Origin of the sequence: Bradyrhizobium ottawaense, assembly GCF_002278135.3 — a bacterium.
Lineage (GTDB): Bacteria > Pseudomonadota > Alphaproteobacteria > Rhizobiales > Xanthobacteraceae > Bradyrhizobium > Bradyrhizobium ottawaense.
Genome location: NZ_CP029425.2, coordinates 5,378,798 through 5,404,405, shown reverse-complemented (window position 1 = coordinate 5,404,405; position 25,608 = coordinate 5,378,798). Strand labels below are relative to the sequence as shown.

25 protein-coding genes are annotated in these 25,608 nt (G+C 62.9%); 18 read left to right on the top strand and 7 right to left on the bottom strand.

Annotation, left to right across the window (positions count from 1 at the left end):
• Nucleotides 1–31: 31 nt before the first annotated feature.
• On the bottom strand, nucleotides 32–175 hold the full coding sequence (locus tag CIT37_RS25880) for a hypothetical protein (protein ID WP_154694137.1): 144 nt from the start codon (nucleotides 173–175) through the stop codon (nucleotides 32–34).
• Nucleotides 176–845: 670 nt separating this feature from the next.
• Between CIT37_RS25880 and CIT37_RS25875 the strand changes: the two genes are divergently transcribed.
• A complete protein-coding gene (locus tag CIT37_RS25875; RefSeq protein ID WP_038948946.1) occupies nucleotides 846–2,045 on the top strand; it encodes an ABC transporter substrate-binding protein in 1,200 nt (399 codons plus the stop codon).
• Between the two features lie 113 nt (nucleotides 2,046–2,158).
• Nucleotides 2,159–3,961, top strand: coding sequence for an AMP-binding protein (locus CIT37_RS25870; protein ID WP_095426566.1), 1,803 nt, complete (start codon nucleotides 2,159–2,161; stop codon nucleotides 3,959–3,961).
• 96 nt (nucleotides 3,962–4,057) lie between these two features.
• On the opposite strand, the gene CIT37_RS25865 is transcribed toward CIT37_RS25870, so the two are convergent.
• A complete protein-coding gene (locus CIT37_RS25865; RefSeq protein ID WP_095426606.1) occupies nucleotides 4,058–4,570 on the bottom strand; it encodes a winged helix-turn-helix transcriptional regulator in 513 nt (170 codons plus the stop codon).
• A 235-nt stretch (nucleotides 4,571–4,805) separates the two neighbouring features.
• Here CIT37_RS25865 and CIT37_RS25860 point away from each other — a divergent pair, with 235 nt between their 5' ends.
• The 7 genes from CIT37_RS25860 to CIT37_RS25830 all read left to right on the top strand — a co-directional run bounded on the left by CIT37_RS25860 (nucleotide 4,806) and on the right by CIT37_RS25830 (nucleotide 11,525).
• Nucleotides 4,806–5,435, top strand: coding sequence for a 2-hydroxychromene-2-carboxylate isomerase (locus tag CIT37_RS25860; RefSeq protein ID WP_095426567.1), 630 nt, complete (start codon nucleotides 4,806–4,808; stop codon nucleotides 5,433–5,435).
• A 43-nt stretch (nucleotides 5,436–5,478) separates the two neighbouring features.
• Nucleotides 5,479–6,216 carry an SDR family oxidoreductase gene (locus CIT37_RS25855; protein ID WP_038970433.1) on the top strand — a complete coding sequence of 246 codons (738 nt, stop codon included), beginning with the start codon at nucleotides 5,479–5,481 and terminating at the stop codon, nucleotides 6,214–6,216.
• A 13-nt stretch (nucleotides 6,217–6,229) separates the two neighbouring features.
• Nucleotides 6,230–7,411: an acyl-CoA dehydrogenase family protein gene (locus tag CIT37_RS25850; protein WP_095426568.1), complete on the top strand. Its 1,182-nt coding sequence runs from the start codon at nucleotides 6,230–6,232 to the stop codon at nucleotides 7,409–7,411.
• A gap of 24 nt (nucleotides 7,412–7,435) precedes the next feature.
• The gene (locus tag CIT37_RS25845; protein WP_095426569.1) at nucleotides 7,436–8,566 is read left to right on the top strand and encodes an acyl-CoA dehydrogenase family protein; all 1,131 of its coding nucleotides are present in this window, start codon (nucleotides 7,436–7,438) and stop codon (nucleotides 8,564–8,566) included.
• Between the two features lie 15 nt (nucleotides 8,567–8,581).
• Nucleotides 8,582–9,769, top strand: a complete 1,188-nt coding sequence (locus CIT37_RS25840; protein ID WP_095426570.1) for an acetyl-CoA C-acyltransferase — start codon at nucleotides 8,582–8,584, stop codon at nucleotides 9,767–9,769.
• Between the two features lie 22 nt (nucleotides 9,770–9,791).
• Nucleotides 9,792–10,796 (top strand): NAD(P)H-dependent flavin oxidoreductase, encoded by a 1,005-nt coding sequence (locus CIT37_RS25835; protein WP_038970430.1) that lies wholly within the window; start codon nucleotides 9,792–9,794, stop codon nucleotides 10,794–10,796.
• A gap of 117 nt (nucleotides 10,797–10,913) precedes the next feature.
• Nucleotides 10,914–11,525, top strand: coding sequence for a TetR/AcrR family transcriptional regulator (locus CIT37_RS25830; RefSeq protein WP_049806587.1), 612 nt, complete (start codon nucleotides 10,914–10,916; stop codon nucleotides 11,523–11,525).
• A gap of 92 nt (nucleotides 11,526–11,617) precedes the next feature.
• Here CIT37_RS25830 and CIT37_RS25825 read toward each other — a convergent pair whose 3' ends face one another.
• The 3 genes from CIT37_RS25825 to CIT37_RS25815 all read right to left on the bottom strand — a co-directional run bounded on the left by CIT37_RS25825 (nucleotide 11,618) and on the right by CIT37_RS25815 (nucleotide 13,795).
• Nucleotides 11,618–12,778 carry an iron-containing alcohol dehydrogenase gene (locus tag CIT37_RS25825; RefSeq protein WP_028143614.1) on the bottom strand — a complete coding sequence of 387 codons (1,161 nt, stop codon included), beginning with the start codon at nucleotides 12,776–12,778 and terminating at the stop codon, nucleotides 11,618–11,620.
• Between the two features lie 565 nt (nucleotides 12,779–13,343).
• Nucleotides 13,344–13,466 (bottom strand): hypothetical protein, encoded by a 123-nt coding sequence (locus tag CIT37_RS25820; RefSeq protein WP_275937768.1) that lies wholly within the window; start codon nucleotides 13,464–13,466, stop codon nucleotides 13,344–13,346.
• Nucleotides 13,467–13,558: 92 nt separating this feature from the next.
• Complete coding sequence (locus tag CIT37_RS25815; RefSeq protein WP_244611279.1) at nucleotides 13,559–13,795, bottom strand: hypothetical protein; 237 nt, start codon at nucleotides 13,793–13,795, stop codon at nucleotides 13,559–13,561.
• Nucleotides 13,796–14,278: 483 nt separating this feature from the next.
• Between CIT37_RS25815 and CIT37_RS25810 the strand changes: the two genes are divergently transcribed.
• Entirely contained in the window at nucleotides 14,279–15,568 is a 1,290-nt protein-coding gene (locus CIT37_RS25810; RefSeq protein ID WP_167456577.1) for a c-type cytochrome, read from the top strand.
• A gap of 7 nt (nucleotides 15,569–15,575) precedes the next feature.
• On the opposite strand, the gene CIT37_RS25805 is transcribed toward CIT37_RS25810, so the two are convergent.
• A complete protein-coding gene (locus CIT37_RS25805; protein WP_038948941.1) occupies nucleotides 15,576–15,875 on the bottom strand; it encodes a hypothetical protein in 300 nt (99 codons plus the stop codon).
• A 52-nt stretch (nucleotides 15,876–15,927) separates the two neighbouring features.
• On the bottom strand, nucleotides 15,928–17,898 hold the full coding sequence (locus CIT37_RS25800; RefSeq protein ID WP_038970428.1) for a 4Fe-4S binding protein: 1,971 nt from the start codon (nucleotides 17,896–17,898) through the stop codon (nucleotides 15,928–15,930).
• A gap of 182 nt (nucleotides 17,899–18,080) precedes the next feature.
• Between CIT37_RS25800 and CIT37_RS25795 the strand changes: the two genes are divergently transcribed.
• From CIT37_RS25795 to CIT37_RS25760, 8 genes are all read left to right on the top strand, one after another.
• Entirely contained in the window at nucleotides 18,081–18,803 is a 723-nt protein-coding gene (locus CIT37_RS25795) for a biotin/lipoate--protein ligase family protein (protein ID WP_240536273.1), read from the top strand.
• On the top strand, nucleotides 18,800–19,339 hold the full coding sequence (locus CIT37_RS25790) for a DUF6505 family protein (RefSeq protein WP_028143619.1): 540 nt from the start codon (nucleotides 18,800–18,802) through the stop codon (nucleotides 19,337–19,339). The genes CIT37_RS25795 and CIT37_RS25790 overlap by 4 nt, the downstream gene beginning before the upstream one ends.
• Entirely contained in the window at nucleotides 19,336–20,343 is a 1,008-nt protein-coding gene (locus tag CIT37_RS25785; RefSeq protein WP_095426573.1) for a DUF6352 family protein, read from the top strand. The genes CIT37_RS25790 and CIT37_RS25785 overlap by 4 nt, the downstream gene beginning before the upstream one ends.
• Nucleotides 20,340–20,855 carry a DUF3305 domain-containing protein gene (locus CIT37_RS25780; RefSeq protein WP_028143621.1) on the top strand — a complete coding sequence of 172 codons (516 nt, stop codon included), beginning with the start codon at nucleotides 20,340–20,342 and terminating at the stop codon, nucleotides 20,853–20,855. The genes CIT37_RS25785 and CIT37_RS25780 overlap by 4 nt, the downstream gene beginning before the upstream one ends.
• Complete coding sequence (locus CIT37_RS25775; protein ID WP_095426574.1) at nucleotides 20,852–21,487, top strand: DUF3306 domain-containing protein; 636 nt, start codon at nucleotides 20,852–20,854, stop codon at nucleotides 21,485–21,487. Before CIT37_RS25780 ends, CIT37_RS25775 begins: the two co-directional genes overlap by 4 nt.
• Nucleotides 21,488–21,632: 145 nt before the next feature.
• Nucleotides 21,633–22,412, top strand: a complete 780-nt coding sequence (locus tag CIT37_RS25770) for a molecular chaperone TorD family protein (protein ID WP_028143623.1) — start codon at nucleotides 21,633–21,635, stop codon at nucleotides 22,410–22,412.
• Between the two features lie 29 nt (nucleotides 22,413–22,441).
• Nucleotides 22,442–22,651 carry a twin-arginine translocation signal domain-containing protein gene (locus CIT37_RS25765; RefSeq protein WP_028143624.1) on the top strand — a complete coding sequence of 70 codons (210 nt, stop codon included), beginning with the start codon at nucleotides 22,442–22,444 and terminating at the stop codon, nucleotides 22,649–22,651.
• A gap of 12 nt (nucleotides 22,652–22,663) precedes the next feature.
• A complete protein-coding gene (locus CIT37_RS25760; protein WP_028143625.1) occupies nucleotides 22,664–25,606 on the top strand; it encodes a formate dehydrogenase subunit alpha in 2,943 nt (980 codons plus the stop codon).
• Nucleotides 25,607–25,608 lie beyond the last annotated feature (2 nt).

Here is a 25,608-nt window from a genome sequence, read left to right as displayed (position 1 = left end):
TTTATTGTACCGTTGTGCCAGGTGGCGACCTTCATGTCTTGCTCTCGCGCAACGCGGCTTTCAGAACCTTGCCGTTTGCATTGCGCGGTGGCGGTGTCATGCGCAGTGAGACTGTTTCCGGCACCTTGTAGTCTGACAATCGCTCCGCGCAGCGCGGATTGGCGAGCGACCCCATCTTGGAATCAGGGTCGCTGCCGTCCGACCTTGAACGTCTTGGCGCCATCCACGAACTTGGGCCCGTAGCGTCCGTGTCGCGAGATCACGGGCGGCGTCGCCTGCGCCCGGAACGTCTTGAAGACCCTGGAATTCTCCCCTCTCAGTGAAGCGTGCTCCCGCTTTGACGTTCCTTTGTCTATGGCCTGAGCCCTTCAATCGAGCGCCGCGCATCTAAGCGGATCGCTGGCCTGCTGGCCGGGCGTGTTGCAGCGCAGCCCTCGGTGCCATTTTACGGTTCACCTCCGATCATCTCGTAAGTTCAAGAACAGAATGAACTGGTCTTGTATTGTGACGCGCGATATCCGGGGCCGAAAGGGGCGTCTCCGCGCCTGGAATCGGTATCAGCCTCTACCTCTGCCGGTGTCGAATTATGCGTACAACTCTTCGAAAAATCGCAAGCGCTTCGTCCTTTGTCAGGGGTGATGCATCTAAGCGCTTGACGAGTTCAAAAAAAGAACTGTAGATTCGAGGAATGAGGCGGCCGATCCAAGAGCCGCAACGGTTGACGCGCTTGGCCATCGACGCTTGGCGAGCGCGCTCGATCTCGCACGGCATGACGCCTGGCGAGCCGTAGAGACACATAAGAATTGAACGGCGCACCCGAAGAGTGCGCATCAGGGAGGATGCCGATGTTGCCGAGATGGAAGAGTCTTGCCGTTCTGCTTGTGCTGTTGGGCAGCCCGGCATTCGCGGCCGACGAGCCCGGGGTTACGGCGACGGAAATCAAGATTGGCGGGGTGTTTCCGTTCAGCGGACCGGCTTCATCGATCGGTCTCGTGGGCAAGGGGCTGATCGCCTACATTCAGTCCCTGAATGATCGCGGCGGCATCAGCGGGCGCAAGATCAATTACGTCGCCTATGACGATGCCTATAGCCCGCCCAAGGCCGTGGAGCAGGTTCGCAAGCTCGTTGAGAGCGATGAAGTTGCATTCATGTTCGGCCAGCTCGGCACTCCCGCCATTTCGGCAACGTCAAAATACCTGAAGTCGAAAGGGGTGCCCAGCATCGCGATCGTCAGCGGATCGTCCAAGTTCACCGACGTCGCCAGTTACCCGCTGATCACGACAGGTCTCGTCAGCTACGATACCGAGGGAAAGATCTACGCAAAATACCTCACGAAGGCTCTGCCGAACGCCAAATATGCGATCCTCTACCAGAATGACGACCTCGGAAAAGACTACGTCAACGCCTTCAAGGCGTTTCTCGGTAAGGACTACGATCGCAGGGTCGTCACCGCGTCCTATGAGGTCACTGAACCGACCGTCGATTCGCAGATCACCAACCTGAAGAGCTCCGGTGCGGATGCCCTGATGATCGCGGGCACGCCGAAATTCGCTGCGCAGGCGATCCGGCAGGCCTCTTTGATCGGCTGGAAGGCGACCGTCATCATCAACTTTCCGTCCGGCTCGGTTGGAGGCACGCTCACGCCGGCCGGCCTCGACAAGTCGACTGGCGTGATCGTCGGCACCATCAACAAGGATGTCGTGGATCCGAAGTGGAAAGATGATCCCGGCATGCAGGCCTATCGGGCGTTTATCGACAAATATCTGCCCGGCGTCGATATCACCAACGGCAGCTATCTCACCGGTTATCAGCAGGGCATCCTGCTGGAACAGATCTTGAAACAATGCGGCGATGACCTGTCCCGCAAGAACATCCTGGCGCAGGCCAAGAACCTCCGGGACTTCGTCGTCCCGACCGCACTGCCGGGCATCAAGATCAACACCAGCGAAACCGAGAACATGATCTGGACGCAGATGCGCCTGCAGCGATGGACCGGCTCGACTTGGGAAGCCTTCGGAGAAGTGCTGGACGCCAGGTCCGAATGAGCACGTAACAGGCGAGAGGCGAGCGGCATTGACGACGTGCCGGCGCCGGCGTCCTGCTCGACACGAGCGCAACGGCTGCGATCGCCATTCCGGTACTTCAGGAGATCAATTCGATGTCGACGAAGGCACTGACGTTTGCGCCGCGCGAGGTTTCAATCGAGCGCCGACCAGATGGCGCGCTCATATTGAGCTCACCCCTCGAGTGGAAGCCGTGTGACTGGCGTATCACGGACTTTCTGCCGAGCTGGGCAAGCGCCACCCCGGACCGGATATTTCTCGCGCAGCGCAATGCGAAGGGTGGGTGGGACGAGATCACCTACAGCGAGGCATGGTCTCAGGTCCAGGCGGTAGGCCAGAGTCTGCTTGATCTGGGCGCAAAGCCAGCGGACAAGCTGGCCATCCTCTCCGGAAACTCGATCGAGAACGCCGTGGTTTCGTTTGCGGCGATGTCTATCGGCGTCATCCTGGCGTCGATATCGCCAAACTACACGCTGATGCCCGGTGGACTTGCTCGTCTCAAGGACATCGCCGAAGTGCTGCGCCCGAGCTTCGTGTTCGTCCAAAGCGGACGTGAGTTTTCCGCAGGCCGTACCATTCCGGAATTGGCGGCCGCGACCTGGATCAGTGTCGATGGCGCGCCGGACACGGTGCCCTTTCGTACCCTCACAGCCAAAACCGCGTGCGACGGATTTGCCGAGGCATCTCGTGCGGTCTCGTGCGACGCGGTCGCCAAGATACTCTTCACGTCGGGTTCGACAGGCTTTCCGAAAGGCGTGCTCAACACCCACCGCATGATGGCAAGCTCCCTGCAAATGGGTAGCCAGCTCGTGTCTCCTCCGGCTGCGCCAGTCCAGGTGGAGTGGCTGCCTTGGCACCACACGATGGGGAGCAACGTCATTCTTCACGGCATCCTCAAGAACGGCGGGACGCTCTATATCGACGACGGCCGTCCGCTGCCGCAGCTCTTTCATAAGACTGTCGCCAATCTCAAGGAAGTGTCGCCGACCGCCATGTTCAACGTGCCTGCCGGCTATAACCTGCTGTGTGACGCGGTCGAGAAGGATCTCGATCTGGGCGCCAGTGTCTTCAAGCGGATGGACCGAATGAGTTATGCCGGCGCTGCAATTTCAAAGGACACGCTGGAGAAGCTCTATCGCTTGACACTCTCGGTGACCGGCCGGCGAATTCCGGTCATGTCGGGTTACGGTACGACCGAAACCGCCCCGACCATCAGTACGACCCATTGGGCGACAGATCGACCCGGCGAGATCGGTCTTCCCGCGCCGGGACTGCGGCTCAAGCTCATTCCGGTCTCGGATACTTACGAGGTCAGGGTCAAGGGACCCAACGTCACGCCGGGTTATCTCGGGCGGCCGGATTTGACGGAAATGGCCTTCGACGAGGAAGGCTTCTATCGCATCGGCGATACTGTCTCGTTTCTGGATCCGCAGAAGCCTGAGCTCGGGCTGCGCTTTACCGGACGAATTTCCGAGAACTTCAAGCTTGCGAATGGGACCTGGGTCTCGATCAGCAATATGCGCGCGGCAATCCTGGCCGCAACGCGCGGTGTCTTGCTCGACATGGTGGTCGCGGGCGAAAATCGTGAGGCGTGCGCGCTGCTCTGCTGGTTGAATCCCACGGAGGCCGCACGGATCTCGAAAACTCCGGGTGCGGATTTGACCTCGGATCCCGCCGTGGTCGGGTTCCTGCTGGATCGCTTTCGGGACTACAATGAGGCCGTCGGAAGCAGCGAACGGATCTGCTCCTTCGTTCTGCTGAAAGACCCGCCATCAATGGCGGCAGGCGAGATCACCGACAAGGCCTATGTCAACCAACGCGCGGTGCTGAAAGTTCGATCCGAACAGGTTGAGCGTCTCTACACCCACGAAGCTGGCGCCGATGTGATCCGGGTCTGAGAGCGAGCCTGTCCCGTGCGGTCGTTACTCACTCCCTTGCCGCCAGATCGCATCTGGCGGCACCTCCGGCCGCGGGAGGCCTTCGATGCGCGAGCCTCAGGCGGCCCGCGAGCGTGCCTTTGTTTTCGAGGTCGTCGGCGCCGCTGCCGCCGGCGCGCTGCGAGCACCCGGCCCGGGATGAGTATGAACCTCCTTGGCCGACAGCGGCTCGCCGCATTCGGAGCACACCATGACCGGATCGAAATCTTTTCCGCACTTGCGATGCTGGTGCAGCAAGGGGCGGCCGCGCTCGTCGACCATGTGAATATCGCCCCAATGCACGATTGCCATCATGATCGGATACAGATCGAGCCCCTTCTGGGTCAGGATATATTCGTGCCGCTTGGGGGAGTCCTGGTAGGGAATGCGGCGCAGGATGCCCTGCCGAACCAACTTCTTCAGACGTTCGGCAAGCAAATGCCGCGTGATTCCGAGTGCCGACTGAAATCCCTCGAAGCGGCGCGTGCGCAGAAAACACTCGCGCAGGATAAGAAGAGTCCAGCGATCGCCGATCACGCCGATAGTTCGGGCCATCGAGCACGGCTCTTCCTCGAGTTCCTTCCACTTCATCCACACACTCCAGTCGCCGCCGCGGCACGGACCTCGTCTCGAATCGTTGCAGAGGTCGGCGCGGATTTGCCATTCTAGATAGGTACTAAACTCCAAACAATACCCTTCCAGACTAGACGAAATCAGCAGATTGCGGGAGCGTTTGACAGTTCTATTTTAGAACGGTATGTTTGAGGAAAGTCAGGCCGGCGACCGGATCGCCAGTGCAAGCACATGTTCCGCGGGAGGAGCCGAGATGACCTTGAAGATTGAATTCCAATTCGATTTCGGCAGCCCGAACGCTTATCTGGCCGAGGTGGCAATTCCGGGCATCGAGCAGCGCACCGGTGCGAAATTCGATTATGTTCCGGTCTTGCTTGGCGGCATCTACAAGGCGACGGGCAACATGTCGCCGTTCGACTCGCTTCGTGGGATCAAGAACAAGCCGGAATATCAGGCGCTTGAGACCCAGCGGTTTATCCGCCGCCACAACGTCACGAAATTCCGCCAGAATCCCTTCTTTCCCGTCAACACGCTGATGCTGATGCGGGGCGCCGTGGCAGCCCAGTTCGAGGGCGTGTTCGAGTCCTATTTTCGTGCGGCCTATCACCATATGTGGGAGGAGCCGAAGAAGATGGACAACGTCGAAATCTTCCGGAACGCGTTCATGGCTTCGGGGCTCGATATCGACAGATTGATCGCTCGCGCCCAGCAGGACGACGTCAAGAAGAGGTTGATTGATCTGACCAACGATGCCGTCAGCCGAGGCGCGTTCGGGTCACCAACCTTCTTCGTCGGCAAGGAGATGTTCTTCGGCAAGGATCAGCTTCGTGACGTCGAGGAGTCCATCCTCGAGCAAACGAGGCCGGTCGCAAGGACGGCATAGAGCCGCCGAGCTAACGAAGTTCAATCCAACCGGGAGACGATCCATGCAAAAGAGAAATGCAACCGTCGCAGTGATCGGTGCAGGCGACTATATCGGCGGCGAGATCGCCAAGAAGTTCGCCTCGGAGGGCTTCACGGTGTTCGCCGGGCGCCGGAACGGGGCCAAGCTCGAGCCGCTCGTCAAGGAGATCGAGGCCGCCGGAGGCGAAATCCATGCATGCTCGCTGGATGCCCGCAAGGAGGAGGAGGTCATCTCCTTCCTCGCCGATGCCGACAAGCATGCGCCGCTCGAGGTCTGCATCTTCAACATCGGCGCCAACGTCAACTTTCCGATCCTCGATACGACCGAGCGGGTCTTCCGCAAGGTCTGGGAGATGGCCTGCTATTCCGGCTTTCTCGCCGGCCGCGAGGCCGCGCGGCTGATGCTGCCTCGCGGCGGCGGCAAGATCTTCTTCACCGGCGCGACAGCGTCGCTCCGCGGCGGCAGCGGCTATGCCGCCTTTGCCAGCGCGAAGTTCGGCCTGCGGGCGGTGGCCCAGGCGATGGCGCGCGAGCTCGGCCCCAAGAACATTCACGTCGCGCATCTCATCATCGATTCCGGCGTCGATACGGAATGGGTGCGGCAGCGCCGGCTCGAGGCACTCGGTCCGAATGCGCTCGACGATCCCGATCTCTTGATGCCGCCGTCGTCCGTCGCTGCGTCCTATTGGCAGCTTTATCAGCAGCCGAAGAGCGCGTGGACATTCGAGCTGGAAATCCGTCCCTTCGGCGAGAAGTGGTAAGGAGGCCCTTACGATGGAGCTTGCGCTGTCTGCCGATGACGCGGCTTTCCGCGATGAAGTGCGCGCCTTCATCGCGGACAATTATCCGGCGGAGATGCGCGTGCCCAATCCGGAGACCGACCTGACCAAGGAGCAGTCACTGCTCTGGCACCGGATCCTCCACAAGAAGGGCTGGATCGCGCCGCTGTGGCCCAAGGAGTATGGCGGGCCGGGCTGGACGGTCACACAGCGGTTCATCTTTGAGCAGGAAACCTCCCGGGCGGGAACGCTGCCGCCGCTTGCCTTCAGCGTGACCATGGTCGGGCCGGTGATCTACACGTTCGGCAACGAGGCGCAGAAGAGGAAGTTTCTGCCGCGAATTCTGTCCGGCGAGGATTGGTGGTGCCAGGGCTATTCCGAGCCGGGCTCCGGCTCTGACCTTGCTACGGTTAGAACCAAGGCGGTGCGCGAGGGCGACCATTACGTCGTCAACGGGCACAAGACCTGGACCACGCTGGCCCAGCACGCCGACTGGATCTTCTGCCTGGTGCGAACCGATCCGAATGCGAAGCCGCAATCGGGAATCTCCTTCCTGTTGATCAACATGAAGTCGCCCGGCGTCACCGTTCGGCCGATCATCACGATCGACGGCAGTCACGAGGTCAACGACGTCTTTCTGGAGGACGTCCGCGTGCCCGTCGAGAACCTGGTCGGCGAGGAGAACAAGGGCTGGACGTACGCCAAATTCCTGCTCGGCAACGAGCGCACCAGCATGGCGGGCATCGGCCGGTCCACCCGCTATCTCCGGAAGCTGAAGCAGATCGTGAAGGCCGAGATACCGGCCGACGATCCGGCGCATCTGGAATTTCTACGCGACATCGCCCGCGTCGAGCTCGACGTACTGGCGCTGGAGGCGACCGAACTACGCGTGGTTGCCCAGATGGCGCGTGGTGTCGATCCCGGTCCGGCGGCGTCGCTGTTCAAGGTCCGCGGCACCGAGATCTTCCAGGACATCACCGAGCTCACGCACCGCGCGATCGGCAATTATGGTCTTGCCATCCGCGAGCATCCGGTCAGTGACAACCACTTCATGCCGGGTCCGGACTACGGCCACACCGCGTCCGAGAAATATCTGAACGCGCGCAAGCTCAGCATCTACGGCGGATCCAACGAGATCCAGCGAAACATCATCGCCAAAGCCGTGCTCGGGCTCTAAGCCACGGCGGATCGGGAGGACCGGATGGATATTCAGTTCACGGAAGAGCAGGAATTACTGCGATCCAGCGTTCAGCGCCTTCTGCGCGACCAGTATGATTTCGAGGCGCGGCGCAAGATCGTGGCGAGCGAGGAGGGGTTCAGCCGGACGCGGTGGAGGGCCTTCGCCGAGCTCGGCCTGCTCGCGGCACCGTTTTCCGAGGATGCCGGCGGCCTCGGCGGCGGTCCGTTGTCGACCATGATCGTCATGCAGGAGTTCGGCCGTCACCTCGTCGTCGAGCCTTTCGTCGAAACGGTGGTGCTTGCTGGCGGCCTGATCGAGCAGCTTGGTACGTCCGAGCAGAAGCAGGCATTCATCCCAGGCATCATCGACGGTTCCAGGATCTGGGCGCTGGCCTGGACCGAGAGGGCCTCCCGGTTCGATTTCGCCAATATCGCGACCAAGGTGCGGCGTGAGGGAGACGACTACGTTCTGAGCGGCGAGAAGACCATGGTGATGGCAGCACCGTGGGCGGATCATCTGATCGTTTCGGCGCGGACCGCCGGCGACAATCGCGACCGCGGCGGCGTCAGCCTGTTCGTGGTCGACCGCCATGCCGCGGGCGTCAATCTCCAGAGCTTCAAGACGATCGACGGACGCCGCGCGGCCGAGATCAGCTTGCGCGAGGTCCGCGGGCAATTGCTGGGAGCAGAAGGCGAGGGCGTTGCCGCGCTGGAAACCTGTCGTGACCGCGCGATCGGCGCGCTCTGCGCCGAGGTCGTCGGCGCGATCGGCGAGCTGAATGCCGCAACGCTGGACTATTCAAAGACCCGAAAGCAGTTCGGCACCGCCATCGGCTCCTTTCAGGTGTTGCAGCATCGCATGGTCGACATGTTCATTGCCCATCAGGAGGCGCTCTCCCTGATGCAGCATCTCAATCTCAGCCTCGACGCCGGTGATTCAGGCCTGTCGCGGCTCGCCTCCGGGGCCAAGTCAAAGATTGGCTATGCCGGGAAGTTCGTAGCCGACCAGGCGGTGCAGCTTCACGGCGGCATGGGAATGACCGACGAGCTGAACGTCGGACACTATTTCAAGCGAATCTCCTCCATCAACATCCAGTTCGGCGATCCCGCGTTCCACGTGCTGCGCTACGCGCAGCTGGATGCGGCCGCGTAAAGAGAAGAGGCCAGCATGACGACTGAAGCAGTCATCGTTTCCACCGCACGCACGGCCGTCGGCAAGGCCTATCGTGGCGCGCTCAACAACACGGACGGCCCGACCATGGCGGGGCATGTGATGGCCGAAGCCGTGAAGCGCGCCGGCATCACGCCGGGCGAGGTGGAAGACGTGGTGATGGGCTGCGCGATGCAGCAAGGCACCATGGTGATGAACGTGGCGCGCAAGGGCGCGATCCGCGCTGGCCTGCCCGTGACGGTGGCCGGCACCACGATCGACCGGCAATGCGCGTCCGGCCTGCAGGCCATCGCCGTTGCCGCGCGCTCGGTGATGCTGGACGGGGTCGAGGTCGCCATCGGCGGCGGGATCGAGTCGATCAGCCTCGTGCAGAACGAGCACATGAACAAATTCCACGCCGTTGACGACGAGCTGATGGCGATGAAGCCCGAAATGTACATGTCGATGCTCGATACGGCGGAGGTCGTCGCCGAGCGGTACACGATCGGCCGCGACAAGCAGGACGAGTACAGCCTCGAATGCCAGCGCCGCGTCGGCGCCGCTCTGCAGGCCGGCCGCTTCAGCGATGAAATCGTGCCGTTCACGACCATGATGGCGCTCGTCAACAAGGACACCAAGGAGGTCACCTACGAACCGGTGACGCTCACGAAAGACGAGGGCCCGCGTCCGGAAACCACGGCCGAGGGCCTCGCCAAGATCAAGCCGGTGTTCGAGGGCAAGACCATCAGCGCGGGCAATGCCAGCCAGCTCTCGGACGGTGCTTCGGCCTGTGTGATCACGAGCGGCAAGTTTGCAGCCAGCAAGGGGTTGAAGCCGCTCGGTATCTTCCGCGGCTTCGTCGCCGCCGGGGTCGAGCCGGACGAGATGGGCGTCGGCCCGGTCGCTGCGATCCCGCGCCTGCTCAAGCGCCACGGTTTGAGGATCGACGACATCGATCTCTGGGAGCTCAACGAGGCGTATGCGGTGCAGGTAATCCATTGCCGCGACAAGCTCGGCATCGATCCGGACAAGCTCAACGTCAACGGCGGCTCGATCGCGATCGGCCACCCCTATGGCATGACCGGCTCGCGGCTCACCGGCCACCTCCTGATCGAGGGACGGCGGCGCAAGGCGAAATACGGCGTGGTGACCATGTGCATCGGTGGTGGCATGGGCGCCGCGGGCTTGTTTGAAATCATCCACTGACGGAAACGCGGGGAGATCATTCGTGAAGACAGCGATCACTGAACTGTTCGGTATCGAACATCCGATCATCCAGGGCGGAATGCACTATGTCGGCTTCGCCGAAATGGCAGCCGCGGTATCCAACGCCGGCGGGCTCGGCTTGATCACCGGCCTCACCCAGCGGACGCCGGAGCTGCTTGCCAAGGAGATCGCGCGCTGCCGGGACATGACGGACAAGCCGTTCGGCGTGAACTTGACCTTCCTGCCGACCTTCAGCGCCCCGCCTTATCCGGAGTATATCGCTGCCATCAGGGAGGGCGGCGTCAGGATCGTCGAGACGGCCGGACGTAGCCCTGAACAATACATGCCGGCCCTGAAGGCGGGCGGCATCAAGGTGATCCACAAATGCACCTCGGTCCGGCATTCGTTGAAGGCCGAACAGATCGGCTGCGATGCCGTCAGCGTCGACGGCTTCGAGTGCGGCGGCCATCCGGGCGAGGATGACATGCCCAACATGATCCTGCTGCCGCGTGCGGCCGAAGAACTGAAGATCCCGTTCGTGGCATCCGGCGGCATGGCCGACGCGCGCAGCCTGGTTGCGGCGCTTGCGATGGGAGCGGCGGGAATGAACATGGGTACGCGGTTCATCGCCACCAAGGAAGCGCCGGTGCACGAGAACGTCAAGAAGGCGCTGGTCGCGGCGTCCGAGCTCGACACCAGGCTCGTTATGCGCGCGCTCCGCAACACCGAGCGGGTCCTGAACAACAAGGGCGTCGAGCATCTGCTCGAGGTCGAGCGCGAGAAGGGCAAGAGCCTCAAGATCGACGACATCCATGATCAGGTAGCGGGCGTCTATCCCAGGGTGATGATCGACGGTGACATGGACGCGGGCGCCTGGAGCTGCGGCATGGTCGTCGGACTCATTCACGATATTCCGACCGTGAAGGAGTTGATCGACCGCATCATGGCGGACGCCGAGCGATTGATCAGGGGCAGGCTGACGGGATTCCTTGATGCCGACAGTGGGGCCAATCTCAAGGTCGCGTGAAGCCACGGCTTGCGACCCGCGCTGCAGACGACATTTCGTCGTCTCTGCGTGGGCTGGAAGCTCCGGCCGTGATGGGATCGTCAACAGCGAATATCTTGTGCCATCCCGGAGCAGGCGATGCGTTACCCGAAAGACCATGGGCAGCATACCCGCAGACGCATCGTCGAAAGCGCTTCCCGCGGTCTGCGCCAGGCCGGCGCCGATGGCCTGAGTGTGGCCGACCTGATGAAGCTCGCCAATCTGACGCATGGCAGCTTCTACGCCTACTTCAAATCGCGCGACGCGTTGGTCGTCGAAGGGCTCGCCCTGGCCATGGATCGAACGATCGTGCATTGGCTCAGCCTCACGCAGGGGCTGCCCGCCGGGAAGGGATTCGACGCACTTGTCGAGTCTTACCTGGGTCCTCTCCACCGTGACGATCCGGGGCGCGGTTGCGCGTTGCCGGCCTTGGCCGCCGACATCGGACGTTCAGGTCCGGAGGCGCGGCGCACCCTTGAACGGGGGCTCAGCAAGATGATCGATATCATCGCGCGGCTGACCTCGGCGAGGCCGTCATCGGATGTGAGACAGAGGGCCGCCGGGGCAATTGCGACCATGGTCGGTGCGGTCGTGCTGGCGCGTGCGGTCGACGACAAGCGTTTGTCCGACCTCCTGCTGGAGGCCGGACGGCAGGCTTTGGGCAGCCCGGTCGCGAGCGACTGCGAGAGAACGCATTCGGCCGACAATTGAGACACGGCTTAACTGACGTTGGCTTCTGGGCGGAGCGGGGCGATGGCGGAGGCAAGCGGCCGTGCCTCTACCATCGGCCGCCGCCATGGCAGCTACGCGGCCATTCGCAGCAGATCGACGATTTCGGCTTGGTCGTTGAAGGGGCGCGGATTGGCTTTGACGAAGCGATGGTTGATCGCGATTTCGCTGATCTTGCCGAACTTGTCTTCGCCGATGCCGACCTCAGCGAGGCGGCCCGGTAGTCCAAGTTGCCTGACGAACTCCGCAAAGGCGTCTGCCGCGTCCCCACCGGGAGCACCCAAAGCTGCCGCCAAACGCTTCTGCGCGTCATCGGTGAACGGCTTGTTATAGCGAAGAAGGCTCGGCATGATGACGGGCGTGCAATAATAGTGAGGAACCCCGAAAGTCCCACCAAGCACGTGGCCGATGCCGTGGCTTGCGCCCATGGGAACGCGTGCCTGCAGTCCAAAGGACGCAAGCCATGAGCCGTATTGAGACAAGCGGCGCGCCTCGAAATCGTCAGGTTGTTGCAGGGTCCGGAGCATTCCATCGCGCAGCGTGCGGATACCCGCCAGAACCACTTCGTCAGCAAGGGGGGTGCCAGCTGGCGAGCACAATGCTTCGATGCCGTGATCCATGGAGCGAGTGCCAGATCCCATCCAGAGGTTCGAAGGCGTATGAAGCGTGAGGGCAGGGTCGAGGATGACTGCCACCGGCATCATGTGGGGGTGAAAGAATATTTGCTTCAGCTTGTTGCGCTCATCGGTGACAAGCGCTGCGGCATTGTATTCGCCGCCGTTCAGCGTTGACGGCACGGCGATCTGTCGGACTGCAGGCGTGCGGAACGGGGAATGGCTCACGCCCGGGCCCATGGGGAACGGATCGAAGCCGGCTTCATCGCGGATATCGTGCTCCATCGCCATGATGACGATCTTGGCGAGGTCAACGGCAGAACCGCCGCCGACGGCCACGACGAGATCGGCGTGTGCTTCCTTGGCGTGGAGCGCAACTTCGGCAGCTTGCTTGCGCGTGGTGTGCTGTGCAATTCCGTCGAAGGTCGCAGCATGTTTGTCGCCCAGCGTGTGCCGGATTTTCTCAATCTCGTCGGTCTGGGTGTTCAAGGTGCGGCTGACGATAAGGAAGACGCGCGTTGCCTTCAGTCGTTCCGCTTCTTCGTTGATGGCCTCAGCCGCCGGTTTGCCATAGATCACGCGATCAATTGCCGGAAAATTGTGTGCACCAGTCCTGCGCATTTTATCCTCCCATCGGAACTGCGGTCGAAGCGGAGATAGTCTTTTATATTATGATTATCATGCAATAGCTGTCCAAAAATATTGCACGAACTCAGGGTTTTACGGCCTTCGCCGGGTTCCACGCAAAGCACCGGCCTGGCTTGCTGACTTCGCGGTCACCCATCCTTCGCCTTGCGCCGTCGGAAAGCCTCAGTCGCATCAATGTCTTGTAGCGGGCTCCGACGCGCCAGTTTCCTGATGCCGATTGAGTGAAGGCCACACGGATGTGCACTCCGGCTTTCGTATGCACCGAAAGGCCAAAACGGGTAGGGCTAGTCGAGAAAAGCTGACGCCGAACGCTGCGATGGTCCACACCCTCGGCGTTTGCAGCATACCTTGCACCGCAAACGCCAAGGCCCGTGCACGAAAGTTGCTCGATGCTCTCGAACTCCTCGCGTGTCGTCTTGCCGATACAGGATGCCCCGACGGTCTCGAAAGCCGAGACGATCGTGGGGTCTTTCGCACGCGGAAGCGTGGAGAATGGCACCGGCCGACGGGGCCTAACGCTCTGCGGGATTTGAGTGTCTTAGAGACGCACGCCGGTCGTAGCAAACGCCTGGGCGACGGGCTCCTGGACCCGATTCAAGGCCGCCATTCCCGCAATCGCGATCACCATGGCCGCGACGCAGCCAAGAAGAAAAGCCTTCATCCGCAGCCTCCTTCGATCGAAACGTCAAGGTGTTTTATACGACACGGCTTGCCGCGAGCAAACTCGTTGATCGCACCAAGGCACAGGCGATCTTATGGGCTCTTGAAGATGGGATCGATGGAAAATCCATCGCCCAGCAAGCCTACGGACCGAAGCGCCGCGCTATTCAGATCGACTTCTAATATCGCAAGAAGAAGCGCAAGCACGATGGCAACGAGGATCAGGAAGGGCGAGGCTTCTCGGGAAATGGGATCTTGCGGCCCATCGAGCGCGCGGACAGCGCGCAGCCGCGCCATCATCCGCAGAAATGGCCGCGTTGGCCCCTGCATGCCAGTCGTCCTTGACGTGACCAGCGCGAGACTAGTCTTCGGACCACCGGCGTTCAAGCGGAGGATGAGCGAAGTCAGGTTGTTGCAATGCACGCTCCGGAACGGAAGGCAGCGTTGCCCTGTTTAGTACACGCACCGGAGGATCCGACGTGAAATTGCCAACAACGATCTTGTGCTTCGCGGCACTCTGCTTCTTCCAGAGCGCCTCCGCCCAACCCGCGCAAACCAACTCGTCTGCGGCACCAACCCCTCCCGAGGAGAAGGGCCAACCACAGCCGCAAGGCTGGACGGGCCCCATCAATACAGGCTCGGGTGGCGCGCCCGCCGAAAGTCCCCAGGGTCAGAGTCCGCCTGGAATGCAGGCCGCGCCTCAAGGATCGTCCAAAACCACGACGGCACCAGCCAAATAGATCGGTTCGGATATTCTCCTCCGTCGGCTCTTCTGGCAATCTTGAGAGCGTGAACGGGACGCGGCGAGGGTCAATGACACTACCTTTCTGCGCGGGCGGCGCCGCAGCCTTGTGGGCCATCTTGGCCGTATCATCCGTGCACGCCGACATGGCGGGACACGGCGGCTCCGTGCGGGCTCTTGCTATTTCCCCCGATGGGGACGGCCTCTTGTCCGGCAGCTTCGACTCAGCCGCCATTCGCTGGTCGCTAAAGGCGGAGACAGCGGAGGAGGTGCTGCGGTATCATGCTGATGCGGTCAATGCCGTCGCCTTTCTGAACGACGGCCGCATGATCACGGCGGGTGCCGATGCACGAATTGCGGTCTGGACGGCGGGCCGGCGGCAGCCGGACCGGGTGTTCGAGGGACACGTCGGTCCAATCGTCGCACTCGCGGTCTCCCCCGACGGCGCACTGCTCGCATCGGCTTCATGGGATCGGACGGTGCGGCTCTGGTCGCTGTCGGACGGCGTGTCGCGCGTGCTCGAAGGGCATTCGCAGAACGTCAACGGCGTCGCCTTCACGCCGGACGGCAGGTCGCTCGTCAGCGCCGGCTATGACCTTACGTTGCGCATCTGGCGGTTGTCGGGCGGCCAGCCTGAAGTCGTGACGTTGCCGGCTCCGCTCAACGCAGTAGCCGTGGCGCCGGACGGTGAAATCGTCACAGGCGCGGTCGACGGCATGCTGCGGATGCTGACCACGGACGGCAAGGTCAGCGGCGAGATATCGGCCGGCCCAACACCAGTGGTGGCCGTGACCATGTCGGCCGACGGCAAGCTGATTGCCGCTGCCGGCATCGGCGGCACAGTTGCGATCATCGATCGCAAGTCGCGCAGCCTGCTACGCACGCTGGTCGGGCCCGGGCTGCCGGTGTGGTCGGTTGCCTTCCTTCCGGATCGCGAGACGCTGATGACGGGGGGCGCGGACGGCAAGATCAGGCGGTGGAATGCACGCACCGGCGATCCCGTCGGCTCGAGTCGGATGGGCTCTCCGGCCGATCCGCTCGCTGCCTATGCCGGCGATCATGGCGCCGACGTATTCCGGGCGTGCGTTGCCTGTCACACGCTGTCGGACAAGGAGGTCCAGCGCGCAGGCCCGACGCTTGCCGGATTGTTTGGCCGTAAGATCGCATCGCTGCCGGGTTACCGCTTCTCGGATGCCCTGAAGACGATGGACATCGTCTGGACGCCGGAGACGGTTGCAAAGCTGTTCGAGGTTGGACCGAATGCCTACACCCCCGGTACCAAGATGCCCGAGCAGCGCATCGGCTCGCCCGAGGATCGCCGCGCGCTCACCGATTTCCTTGGCCGCGTGACGTCGCGATAGCTGCCTCTCAGATCGAATCCCAATTGTCCATCGGAAGATCCCTCATCTCCGGATGTTGCTTGAGGATCTGAATGACGTCGATGCTGGGGTGCTCCTTGAGCGCTTCCGCGACGCAGTGATTGACGTATTTGCGACGCGACAGCCATGCGATCTTCTTGCCCTTGGCCTCGGCTTTGCAGGCGGCGATCGCCTGTTTCACGGCAACCTTTTGTGCCTTGGTCAGTGGAGGAGCGGCAGCTTCGGCCGCTGTGCCGGCGAAAGCGATGGAGATCAAGCACGTCGACAGAGCTGTGATCAAACGAGACATGGTGATGCTTCCCCTGGTTTCCTGCCCCTGCGTAGATGTCTGCTGGTCTTGTCTAGTCCTTGCCCTCGCGCTGACGTAGGTAGTCGTCCGTCGTTCGCGGCGGCGTGCGTTCGGGAATGCCCTTGAACGGATTGAACTGCTGCTCGCTCATGACGATGACGCGGCAGTCGGCGCACATCTTGAGCGCCTCGATCCGTTTGTCGCCGGCGGGATACATCCAGTGCCGCCCCTCGAGCTTGGCGGCGATCCGGTCGATCGTGCTCTTCACCCCGAACGCCGTGCCGCAGCGGACACAGAGCGCGGGCTCCTCTTCCTTGATGACCGCGGCGGGAGCGCGGGCGGCGCGGAAATCGATCTGCGGCTTGAGCGTGATGACCTTTTCCGGACAGGTGGTCTGGCACAGGCCGCATTGCACGCAGGCGTCCTCGATGAATTTCAGCACCGGCCGCTCGGGATCGTCGCGCAGCGCGCCGGTCGGGCAGGCGGAGACACACGAGAGACACAGCGTGCACCCGTCCGTGTCGACGCTGATCGCGCCGACTGGAGCGCCCTGCGGCAGCGCAATCACGTCCACCGGCTTTGGCGCAAGACGATGCAGCTCGCTGAGGCCGAAGCGCAGGAGGTCGCGCCGCTTGCCGACGGTTCTGAAGGTCGCCGGTGTTGCGACCGCCGCAAGCGGGCCGATGCCGGTCAGATGGCTGCCGAGCGCGTCAGGGTCGTCGGTCTCGATCGTGGCGACGCGCTGGCCATCAAAGCCGAGACCGCCAAGGATCGCATCGGCCATGCCGATCGTCTGCGATAGTCCGGTCACATCGTGGCGCGGCTTTGCGCGCAGCAGATAGCGCACGGCTGTTACACCATAAGCGAATGCGCCGACGATCGCTTCCAACCCGACCTGCGTGAGTTCGTTGACGACAAAGGGAAGCACGTTCGCGGGAAGACCGTCGCCATGTCGTGCCAGAGCTTCGATCAACGGTGTGCCGTGCGAGCCGTCATGGAACAGCAGCACCGCGTTGGCGCCGCCGGCCGCGTGGTAGGCGAGCAGCATGGCGCGAAGTCTTTGAAGCTGCGTATCGGCGGGCGGTAACGTGTAAGATGCAGCGCCAGTCGGGCAGGCGGCGGCGCATTGCCCGCAGCCCGCGCAGATGTTCGGATCAACAGCGACATGATCGCCGGCGGGCGTGATTGCGCCGGTCGGGCAGAGATCGAGGCAGCGATGGCACCCCGTGCGCTTCGAGCGCGAATGGGCGCAAAGACCGGGCGTAACGTCGACATATTTCGGCTTGTCGAAGCTGCCGACGAGGTCGCGTGCGGTCAAGACGGCGCGCAGCACCGCGGCGGGATCGTTCGGGTCGGCGCGGAGATACCCGTCGCGCAGGTCGTGTGCGGGAAACAGCGGCATCCCGCCCGAAAGGTCCAGCACGATATCGCAGTGCGACGTCACTCCGTCTCGGGAAGCGTCAAGCACGAAGCGATCGCGCGAGGAGGGGCGGGGCCTGGCATAGTCGTCGATCATGAGCTCGAAGGCGCCAAAGTGTCCTTTTGCAGAGCGGATGGTGCCCCTCACGATCGGGAAGACCGTTGCCGCCTGCGGCACGGTGTCACTGATCTGCTTCAGCATGACCGTGACGTCGAGGTGATCCGCAAGCAGCCGGCCGGCCTCGATCGCAGCTTCGTTGCGCCCATAGATCAGGATCACGCCGTCGCTCGACAGGGTGACCAGCGGATAGTCGGGCGCCGGGATGGAGGCGGCCGCCAACAGGGCGACCATTTTCGCGCCGGCGCGCGCCCCTTCGTGTGACCAGCCGGCCGTCTCACGGATATTGACAAAGCTGATCGCCTTGGCCCGTTCGCCGGCCTCGTCCGAAAACTGCGCGGCCTGCTGCGTGCAGGCGACCGTCAGCGGGCCAGTCTCCGCGGCTGCCTTGCGAAAATGATCGAGTTCGGGCCCGCAGAGATGGCGAAAGCCTCTGATCTCGCTGTTCGGACATCCGCGCCGGATCGCGGCCATGTCGAGACGCATCGTGTCTTCGCACGAGCAGATCAAGACGGTCTTCGACGGCTGCGACAGGTTAATCCCTCCGCTAGTCGGGCGCCGACTGTGGACTCGCGCCGGCCCTTTGCCTCGTATAGACATTATCCATCGGGAAGAAAAGGAAAGCGGAGGACGGCCTGCCGTCGACCCCAGTCAGCCACGTTTCCCCGGTGGAACCGATCCGCCTGCCGCCGCCGTTCACCTTGGTGCGGCTGCGCGAGAGTGGCGATGCTTTTGCCCATGCATGCCGCATTGCACCGGAGAGTGGTGCGGGCACATTGGTCTATGTCGGCCGCTTCGATCTTGCTGAGTTTGCCGTGGTCCTTGAGCCCCGAGAGCCTCTGTGCAGCGCGCGTCGCGCGTTCTACGCCGGCATGGTCGCACTCACCGATGCGCTGCGCGCCTATGCGCCGCCGAGCAAGCCGATCACCATCGATTGGCCTGACGCGGTCAGGGTCGACGGGGGATTGGTCGGCGGCGGACGGTTGGGATGGCCACGCGACGCCGACGAAGACACACCGCCGCCATGGCTGGTGTTTGGCGCCATGATCCGGACGGTTGCCATGGACGACGACGAGCCGGGCGTTCACCCGCTTGCCTCGGCGCTCGACCAGGAAGGGTTTGGTGAGGCCGGCGCCGAGCAATTGACAGAGAGCTTTGCCCGGCACCTGATGCTGGTGATTGACGGCTGGCAGGCAGACGGTTTTGACGGTGTCGCGCGCGATTATGTCTCGCGTATGCCGCGCGAGCGACAGACCGTGCGGCGCATCGACGATCTCGGCGATCTGCTGACGCGCCGGGTTGGGGCGGGCGCGATCGAGCGTGGCGACCTCGTCCAGGCGCTTGCGACCCCATCCTGGCTCGATCCGGCACTCGGGGGGCCGCGGCTGTGAAGCTCCTGCGTACCATCGCGCTCGATCCCTCCGACACATTCGTGTTTGACGTGGCGGCAGAGCCGGGCGAATGGGCCGTCTCCGGCGTTTTCCGCTTTTGGGATTGCGATCCTGCGAAGCTCGAGGGCAAGGCGCGCGCGGCCTTCCGCGGCGGTTTCCTCGGGGTGCAGTCCTGGGGCTGGTCGACGCTGGCGCAGATCGTTCCGGCCACCGAGGACGATTACCGCAACCTGGTCGATCTCCTTGCCGGGCAACTGGTCGATCGTTTCGGCGCGCCGGATATGGCGACAGCGAAGAGCGCCGCAGAAGAGGAGGTGGCGTTTTCGCAGTCGCTCTGCAGCCATCCGATCAGCTCCCTTGTTGCGGTGCACCGGGCCGTAAGCGACGGCGAGGTCCGCGAGTCCTTCCGCCGACTGCAACTGCGCGAAGGGCAGGGGCACGGCAAGGCGTTCTCGTTCATGGAAATGGAGGACGACATCGAGCCTGACGGCAATCTCAAGCTTGTGGATCTGGGCCGGAGGCCAACTGCCAGATGAACGATTTCTGGATTGCCTGCGGCCATCATCTGCTCGATCGCGACGAGGGCGGCGGGCTCCGCGTTACCGACGAATTCCTCAAGGCCTATTTTGCCCGTCCCGAACTGATGCCGCCGGAGGATGCGTGTCAGGTCGAACGCCGGCTGCACCGGGAATTGCTCTCCGATCCGCGCCAACCGGTCAGCGCCGGCGAAATCGCCGGTATTGCCGATCCCGACGCCCGGGAGAACTGGCAGTTCGTGCTGGCCTTTCGCGATCTCCTGTTGCGGCATCCGACGCTCGAAGCTGCTTATCTTGCAACGGTGCGCGCAGGCGCGAACGATCTGCCGCCGCTGTTCGTCAATCAGCTCGTGCACGTCATCCTGCGCAATGCGCTCGACGGTTGCGACGATCCGTTCGTGCTGCGCGCGGCCGAACTGTTCTTCCGGGCCCAGCGGATTCTGCCGCATGAGCAGGCCCTGCTGCTCGGCGACGAGGAGATTGTCGGCGGAATTAGCCCAACTCCGGTGCTATCGCTGATGTCGATGCTGGGCGCCACAACCGATGCGGTGGTCGATGTCTTGAACGCGGAGAATGTTGCTGCCTATTGGCAGCGCAGCGACCAGTTCGACATGGCCTTCGACCTCACGGCCGACGGCTTGGGGCCGACCGCCCTGGCGCAGGTGATGAGGCGCTGGCTCTCTCATCTGCTCGGTTTGGACGTCACGATCGAACCGCTGCGCGCACTGCAGGACGCAAAGCTCACCTGGTATGTCGGGCTCGATGCCGATGCCACAAGGCTCGGCGATCGTCTCTGGCACGGCGAGGACCTCGACGGGCCCAGCGCCGAGCGTGTGCTCGCGCTCTTCCGCCTCACCTTCGTCGATTCAATGCTCGCGCTCGACGATGTCGAGGACGAGCCGGTCTACCTGATCCTGTCGATGTCGGCGGATCAAAAACTGCGCATGAAGCCCCAGAATCTGCTGACAGGCTTGCCGGTCAAACGTCTGGAGATGGTGACATGAGCCCCGCGGCGCTGCCATTGCTGTCGATTCCGGTCGGTGTCGTGGTCGAGCGGCGCAAGGCCGACTCCCCTTGGGTCGATTTCATCTGGCGTGGCGTCGCCATCCTGCCGGACGAGCCCGCCATGAGACCCTGGACCGTGCTTCGCGAGCAGGACGGCACGACGCTGTTCTATGCCGGAAGCGCGACCGTGGATCTTTATCCCTCCGAGACGGCGCGCTATCGCGACAATCTCGCCTCCGGCAGTCCGAGCATCTGGACCGTGCTGTCCCCTTCGGAAGGCGTGTGGCCCTATGTCGTCACGACCGTTACCGCCGATCCCTCGGAAGGCGAGGGCTTTACCGAGGCTGCCGACAATCTCGTCGAGGCGGTGCCGATGCCGGAGGTGCTGAGGGAGGCGATTGAAAGCTTCATTGTCGAGCACCATGTTGAGCGGGAATTCGTCAAGCGCAAGCGGCGCCGGGCTGACCCCGAGGCGCTCGCCCGGCGCGAACATGAAGGCGGACAGGAATGAGCGAGGAAGAGTTCCTTGCGCGTTGGTCCCGCCGCAAGCGCGAGTCGCGACCAGAGCCGGCGAAGCCTGCCGAGGCGCAGCCCGCGCCGCCGCCCGAGGCCAAGGATGGTGCAAAGGACGTTGCGAAGGACGGCGAGAGCGAGTTCGACCTCTCAAGCCTGCCATCGATCGACGAGATCAACGCTGCGACCGACGTCACCGCGTTCCTGCGCAAGGGTATTCCACAGGAGTTGAGCCGTGCGGCCCTTCGCCGCGCTTGGGTCGCCGATCCTGCCATCCGCGACTTCGTCGGGCTTGCGGAGAACGCATGGGATTTCAACGACCCGACCGCAATGCCGGGATTTGGACCGCTGGATTGTACCTCGGAAGAACTGGCGGCTCTCGTCGATCGCGTCATTGGCGGTGTGCGCGAAGTGGCAGAGTCATTGCCCGATGCGCTTGGTGAATCAGCGGATTCTTCGGAGGAATTGCATCAAGCCGACACGAGCGCTGCCCTCGAGGCTCCTGAGCAGGCGAATGCGCCGGAACTGCCAACAGCCCCTGTTGCAGCGCAACCGATCGTGGCGGAGAGAAACGCGGATTTTGCCGAGCCCGTCATGCCGCGCACGCATGGTGGTGCACTGCCGTCCTGAGCAGCGCGACGAAAGGCTATAGCCTCCGGCTATGGCCAAGCGATTGACCGTCCGTGGAACCAGGACTACCCTCCATACTGCTTTGTAACAAAAGAATAATCGAGCAGGTGGGACTAGGCAGACGGGACTCGGATGGGAGGTCCACGTGCGGGATGACGGTCTTGATCGCGCGATCGATGCCGCGGGCGGCATAGCCGAGCTTGCGCGCAAAATCGGCATCAGCCAGCCATCCGTCTCGAACTGGACCAAGGTACCCGCACAACGGGTGGTTGCAGTCGAAGCCGCCACCGGCGTAGCTCGCAACGATCTGCGGCCCGATCTCTACAGCGAACAGGCCTTCTCCGCAGAACCACTCGATCCCGTCGATGCGGCGCGCGCGCAGGAATACGCGCTTCTGGCAACGCTTCTATCTGCGCCACCGTCGCGACGATTGCTCGACCAGCTTTCCATGTTGACGGGCGACGCGACGCCGCTCGGGCGCGCGCATGTTGCGCTGGCTGAGGCGGCCTCAAGCGCTGTCGCGGCGAAAGCCGAGCGCGAATATTTCGACCTGTTCGTCGGGCTCGGCCGCGGGGAATTGCTGCCCTATGCCTCGTACTACCTCACCGGCTTCCTCAACGAGCGGCCGTTGTCACGGCTGCGCGCGGATATGGCCGCGCTCGGCATCGAGCGGGTCGCCAACAATTCCGAGCCCGAGGATCACGCCGCCATCCTCTGCGAGATCATGTCGGGCTTTGCCGACGGCAGCCTCGACGCCTCGCCGGAGGCTCAACGCGCCTTTTTTGAAAAACACGTGTCGCCCTGGATCGGGCGGCTGTTCGCCGACATGGAAAGCACCGACAACGCCCGATTCTATCGGGTCGTGGGGGCGCTCGGCCGTGCCTTTATCGAGATCGAGACGGAAGCATTCACATTCGCCAACTGACCGACGCGCGTCGGTGCGGGAGAGATGCGATGAGTGACGAGACGAAAGCCAAGGTGGGACGCCGCGATTTCCTGCGCAAGGTCGGCATCGGCACGGTCGGCGCCGGCGCGACGCTCGCGACACCGCTGGTCGGGCCGGCACAAGCCGACAGCGAGAACAACGATGAGAAGCGCAAGGCGCGCTACAAGGAATCCGACCACGTAAAAACCTATTACCGCGTCAATCGCTATCCGGCTTGAGGGAGGCTTCCCGTGCTTATCAAGCGAACACACCAGCGTTCCGATCGTCGCGGCTCCGTCGCTGAATCCCTTGCGGGTCAGGCCGGCGGTCTGGATCGCCGTTCCTTCCTGCGCAGGTCCGGCCTTGCCGGCGGCGCGCTTGCGGCACTCAGCACCATGCCGATCGGCAGTGTGCGCAAGGCGGAAGCCGCGGTGGCCGGACCGCTCGCGGCCGGGGCCGTCGTCAAGAAGAGCATCTGCACTCATTGCGCCGTCGGATGCACGGTGACCGCGGAAGTGCTCAACGGCGTCTGGATCGGCCAGGAGCCGAGCTGGGATTCGCCGATCAACCGCGGCTCACATTGTGCGAAAGGTGCCTCCGTACGCGAGCTCGTGCACAGTGATCGGCGGTTGCGCTATCCGATGAAGCTTGTGAACGGCCAATGGACGCGCGTGTCCTGGGACACCGCGGTGAACGAGATCGGCGACTTGCTCTTACAGGTTCGCGAAAAATCGGGCAGCGATTCCGTCTACTGGCTCGGTTCCGCCAAGATGACGAACGAGGGCTCCTATCTGTTCCGCAAGCTCGGCGCGTTCTGGGGGACCAACAACACCGACCACCAGGCGCGTATCTGCCATTCCACCACGGTCACGGGCGTCGCCAATACCTGGGGCTACGGTGCCATGACCAACAGCATCAACGACATGCGCAACTCCAAGACGATGCTGTTCATCGGTAGCAATGCCGCGGAGGCGCATCCCGTCAGCATGCAGCATCTCCTGGAATCGAAGGAGCTCAACAAGGCGAACTTCATCGTCTTCGATCCGCGCCTGACCCGCACCGCGGCCCATGCCACCGAATATGTTCGGATCCGTCCCGGCACGGACATTCCCGTGCTCTACGGCATGATGTGGCACATCCTGAAGAACGGCTGGGAGGACAAGGAGTTCATCGCCTCGCGCGTCTACGGTTTCGACGATTTGCGCAAGGAGGTCGAGAAGTGGAATCCGCAGGAGGTCGAACGCGTCACCGGCGTGCCCGCTGCGCAGCTCGAACGCGTCGCCAAGATGTTCGCGACCGTGAAGCCCGCGACCATCATCTGGTGCATGGGGCAGACCCAGCACACCGTCGGCACGGCCAATGTGCGGGCGAGCTGCATCGCGCTGCTGATGACCGGCAATGTCGGCAAGGCGGGCGCCGGTGCCAACATCCTGCGCGGCCATGACAACGTGCAAGGCGCAACCGACGTTGGCCTCGATATCGTGACCCTGCCGTTCTATTACGGCCTTGCGGAAGGCGCCTGGAAGCACTGGTCGCGGGTCTGGGAGGTCGACTACGAGTACCTGGTCTCCCGCTTCGACGAGAAGAAGCAGATGGAGACCCCAGGCATCCCGCTGACGCGATGGTTCGATGCTGCGCTGTTGCCGAAGGCCGACGTTGCACAGAAGGACAACGTCAAGGCCGTATTCGTGCAAGGCCACGCCAGCAACAGCATCACCCGCATTCCGGAATCGATGAAGGGTTTGAAGGCACTGGACCTGCTGGTGATCGCGGATCCGCACCCGACCACCTGGGCGTCGCTCGCGGTCGAGGCCGGACGGAAGGACGGCGTCTATATCCTGCCTGTCGCCACGCAATTCGAATGCTCGGGATCGCGCGTCGCCTCCAACCGCTCGATGCAGTGGGGCGAGCAGATCGTCAAGCCGATCTTCGAATCCAAGGACGATCTCGAGGTCATCTACCTGATGGCGAAGAAGTTCGGATTCGCCGACAAGATGTTCAAGAACATCAAGGTCGAGAACAACCTTCCGCTCGCGGAGGACGTGCTCCGCGAGATCAACCGCGGAAGCTGGTCGACCGGCTATTGCGGCCAGTCGCCGGAGCGCATCAAGGCGCATATGAAGAACCAGAACAAATTCGATCTGGTGACGATGCGCGCGCCGAAGGACGATCCGGAGGTCGGCGGCGACTATTACGGCCTGCCTTGGCCGTGTTGGGGCTCGCCGGAGGTGAAACATCCCGGCTCGCCGCTGCTCTACAACAACAATTTGCATGTCATGGACGGCGGCGGCGCTTTCCGCCCACGCTTCGGCATCGAGCGCGAGGAAAAACTGCCGGACGGCACGACGCGGAAGGTGAGCCTGCTTGCCGACAAATCCTTTTCCAAGGGGTCGGAGATCGAGGACGGCTACCCCGAGTTCACGCTGGCAAGCCTGAAGAAGCTCGGCTGGGACAAGGATCTCACCGAGGCTGAAATGGCGACGATCCAGAAGGTCAACGCGGCTAATCCGGATGCCGTATCCTGGGCACTCGACCTCTCAGGCGGCATCCAGCGCGTCGCGCTGAAGCACGGCTGCGTGCCCTTCGGCAACGGCAAGGCGCGCATGAACGCGTTCGGTCTGCCGGACCCGATTCCGGTGCATCGTGAACCGATCTATACGCCGCGCGTCGACCTGGTGGAGAAGTATCCGACCCTGCCTGACGCCAAGCAGTTCCGTCTGCCCAATATCGGCTTCTCCGTGCAGAAGGCGGCGGTCGAAAAGGGGATCGCAAAGCAGTTTCCGCTCATCCTCTCCTCGGGGCGGCTGGTGGAGTATGAGGGGGGCGGGGAGGAGACGCGCACCAATCCCTGGCTCGCGGAATTGCAGCAGGACATGTTCATCGAGATCAGCGTCGCCGATGCCGCCGATCGCGGCATCAAGGACGGCGGCTGGGTCTGGGTGAGCGGCGCCGAAAACAATTCGCGCGCCCGGATGAAGGCGCTGGTTACGGAGCGTGTCGGCAAGGGCGTGGCCTGGATGCCGTTCCACTTCGGCGGCTGGCTGGGCGGCGCCGACCTGCGCAAGAACTATCCGGCCGGCACCGACCCGATCGTGCTCGGTGAGAGCGCCAACACCATCACGAGCTACGGCTACGACCCGGCGACGGGCATGCAGGAGCCGAAGGTCACGCTTTGTCAGATCGTCGCGGCTTGAGG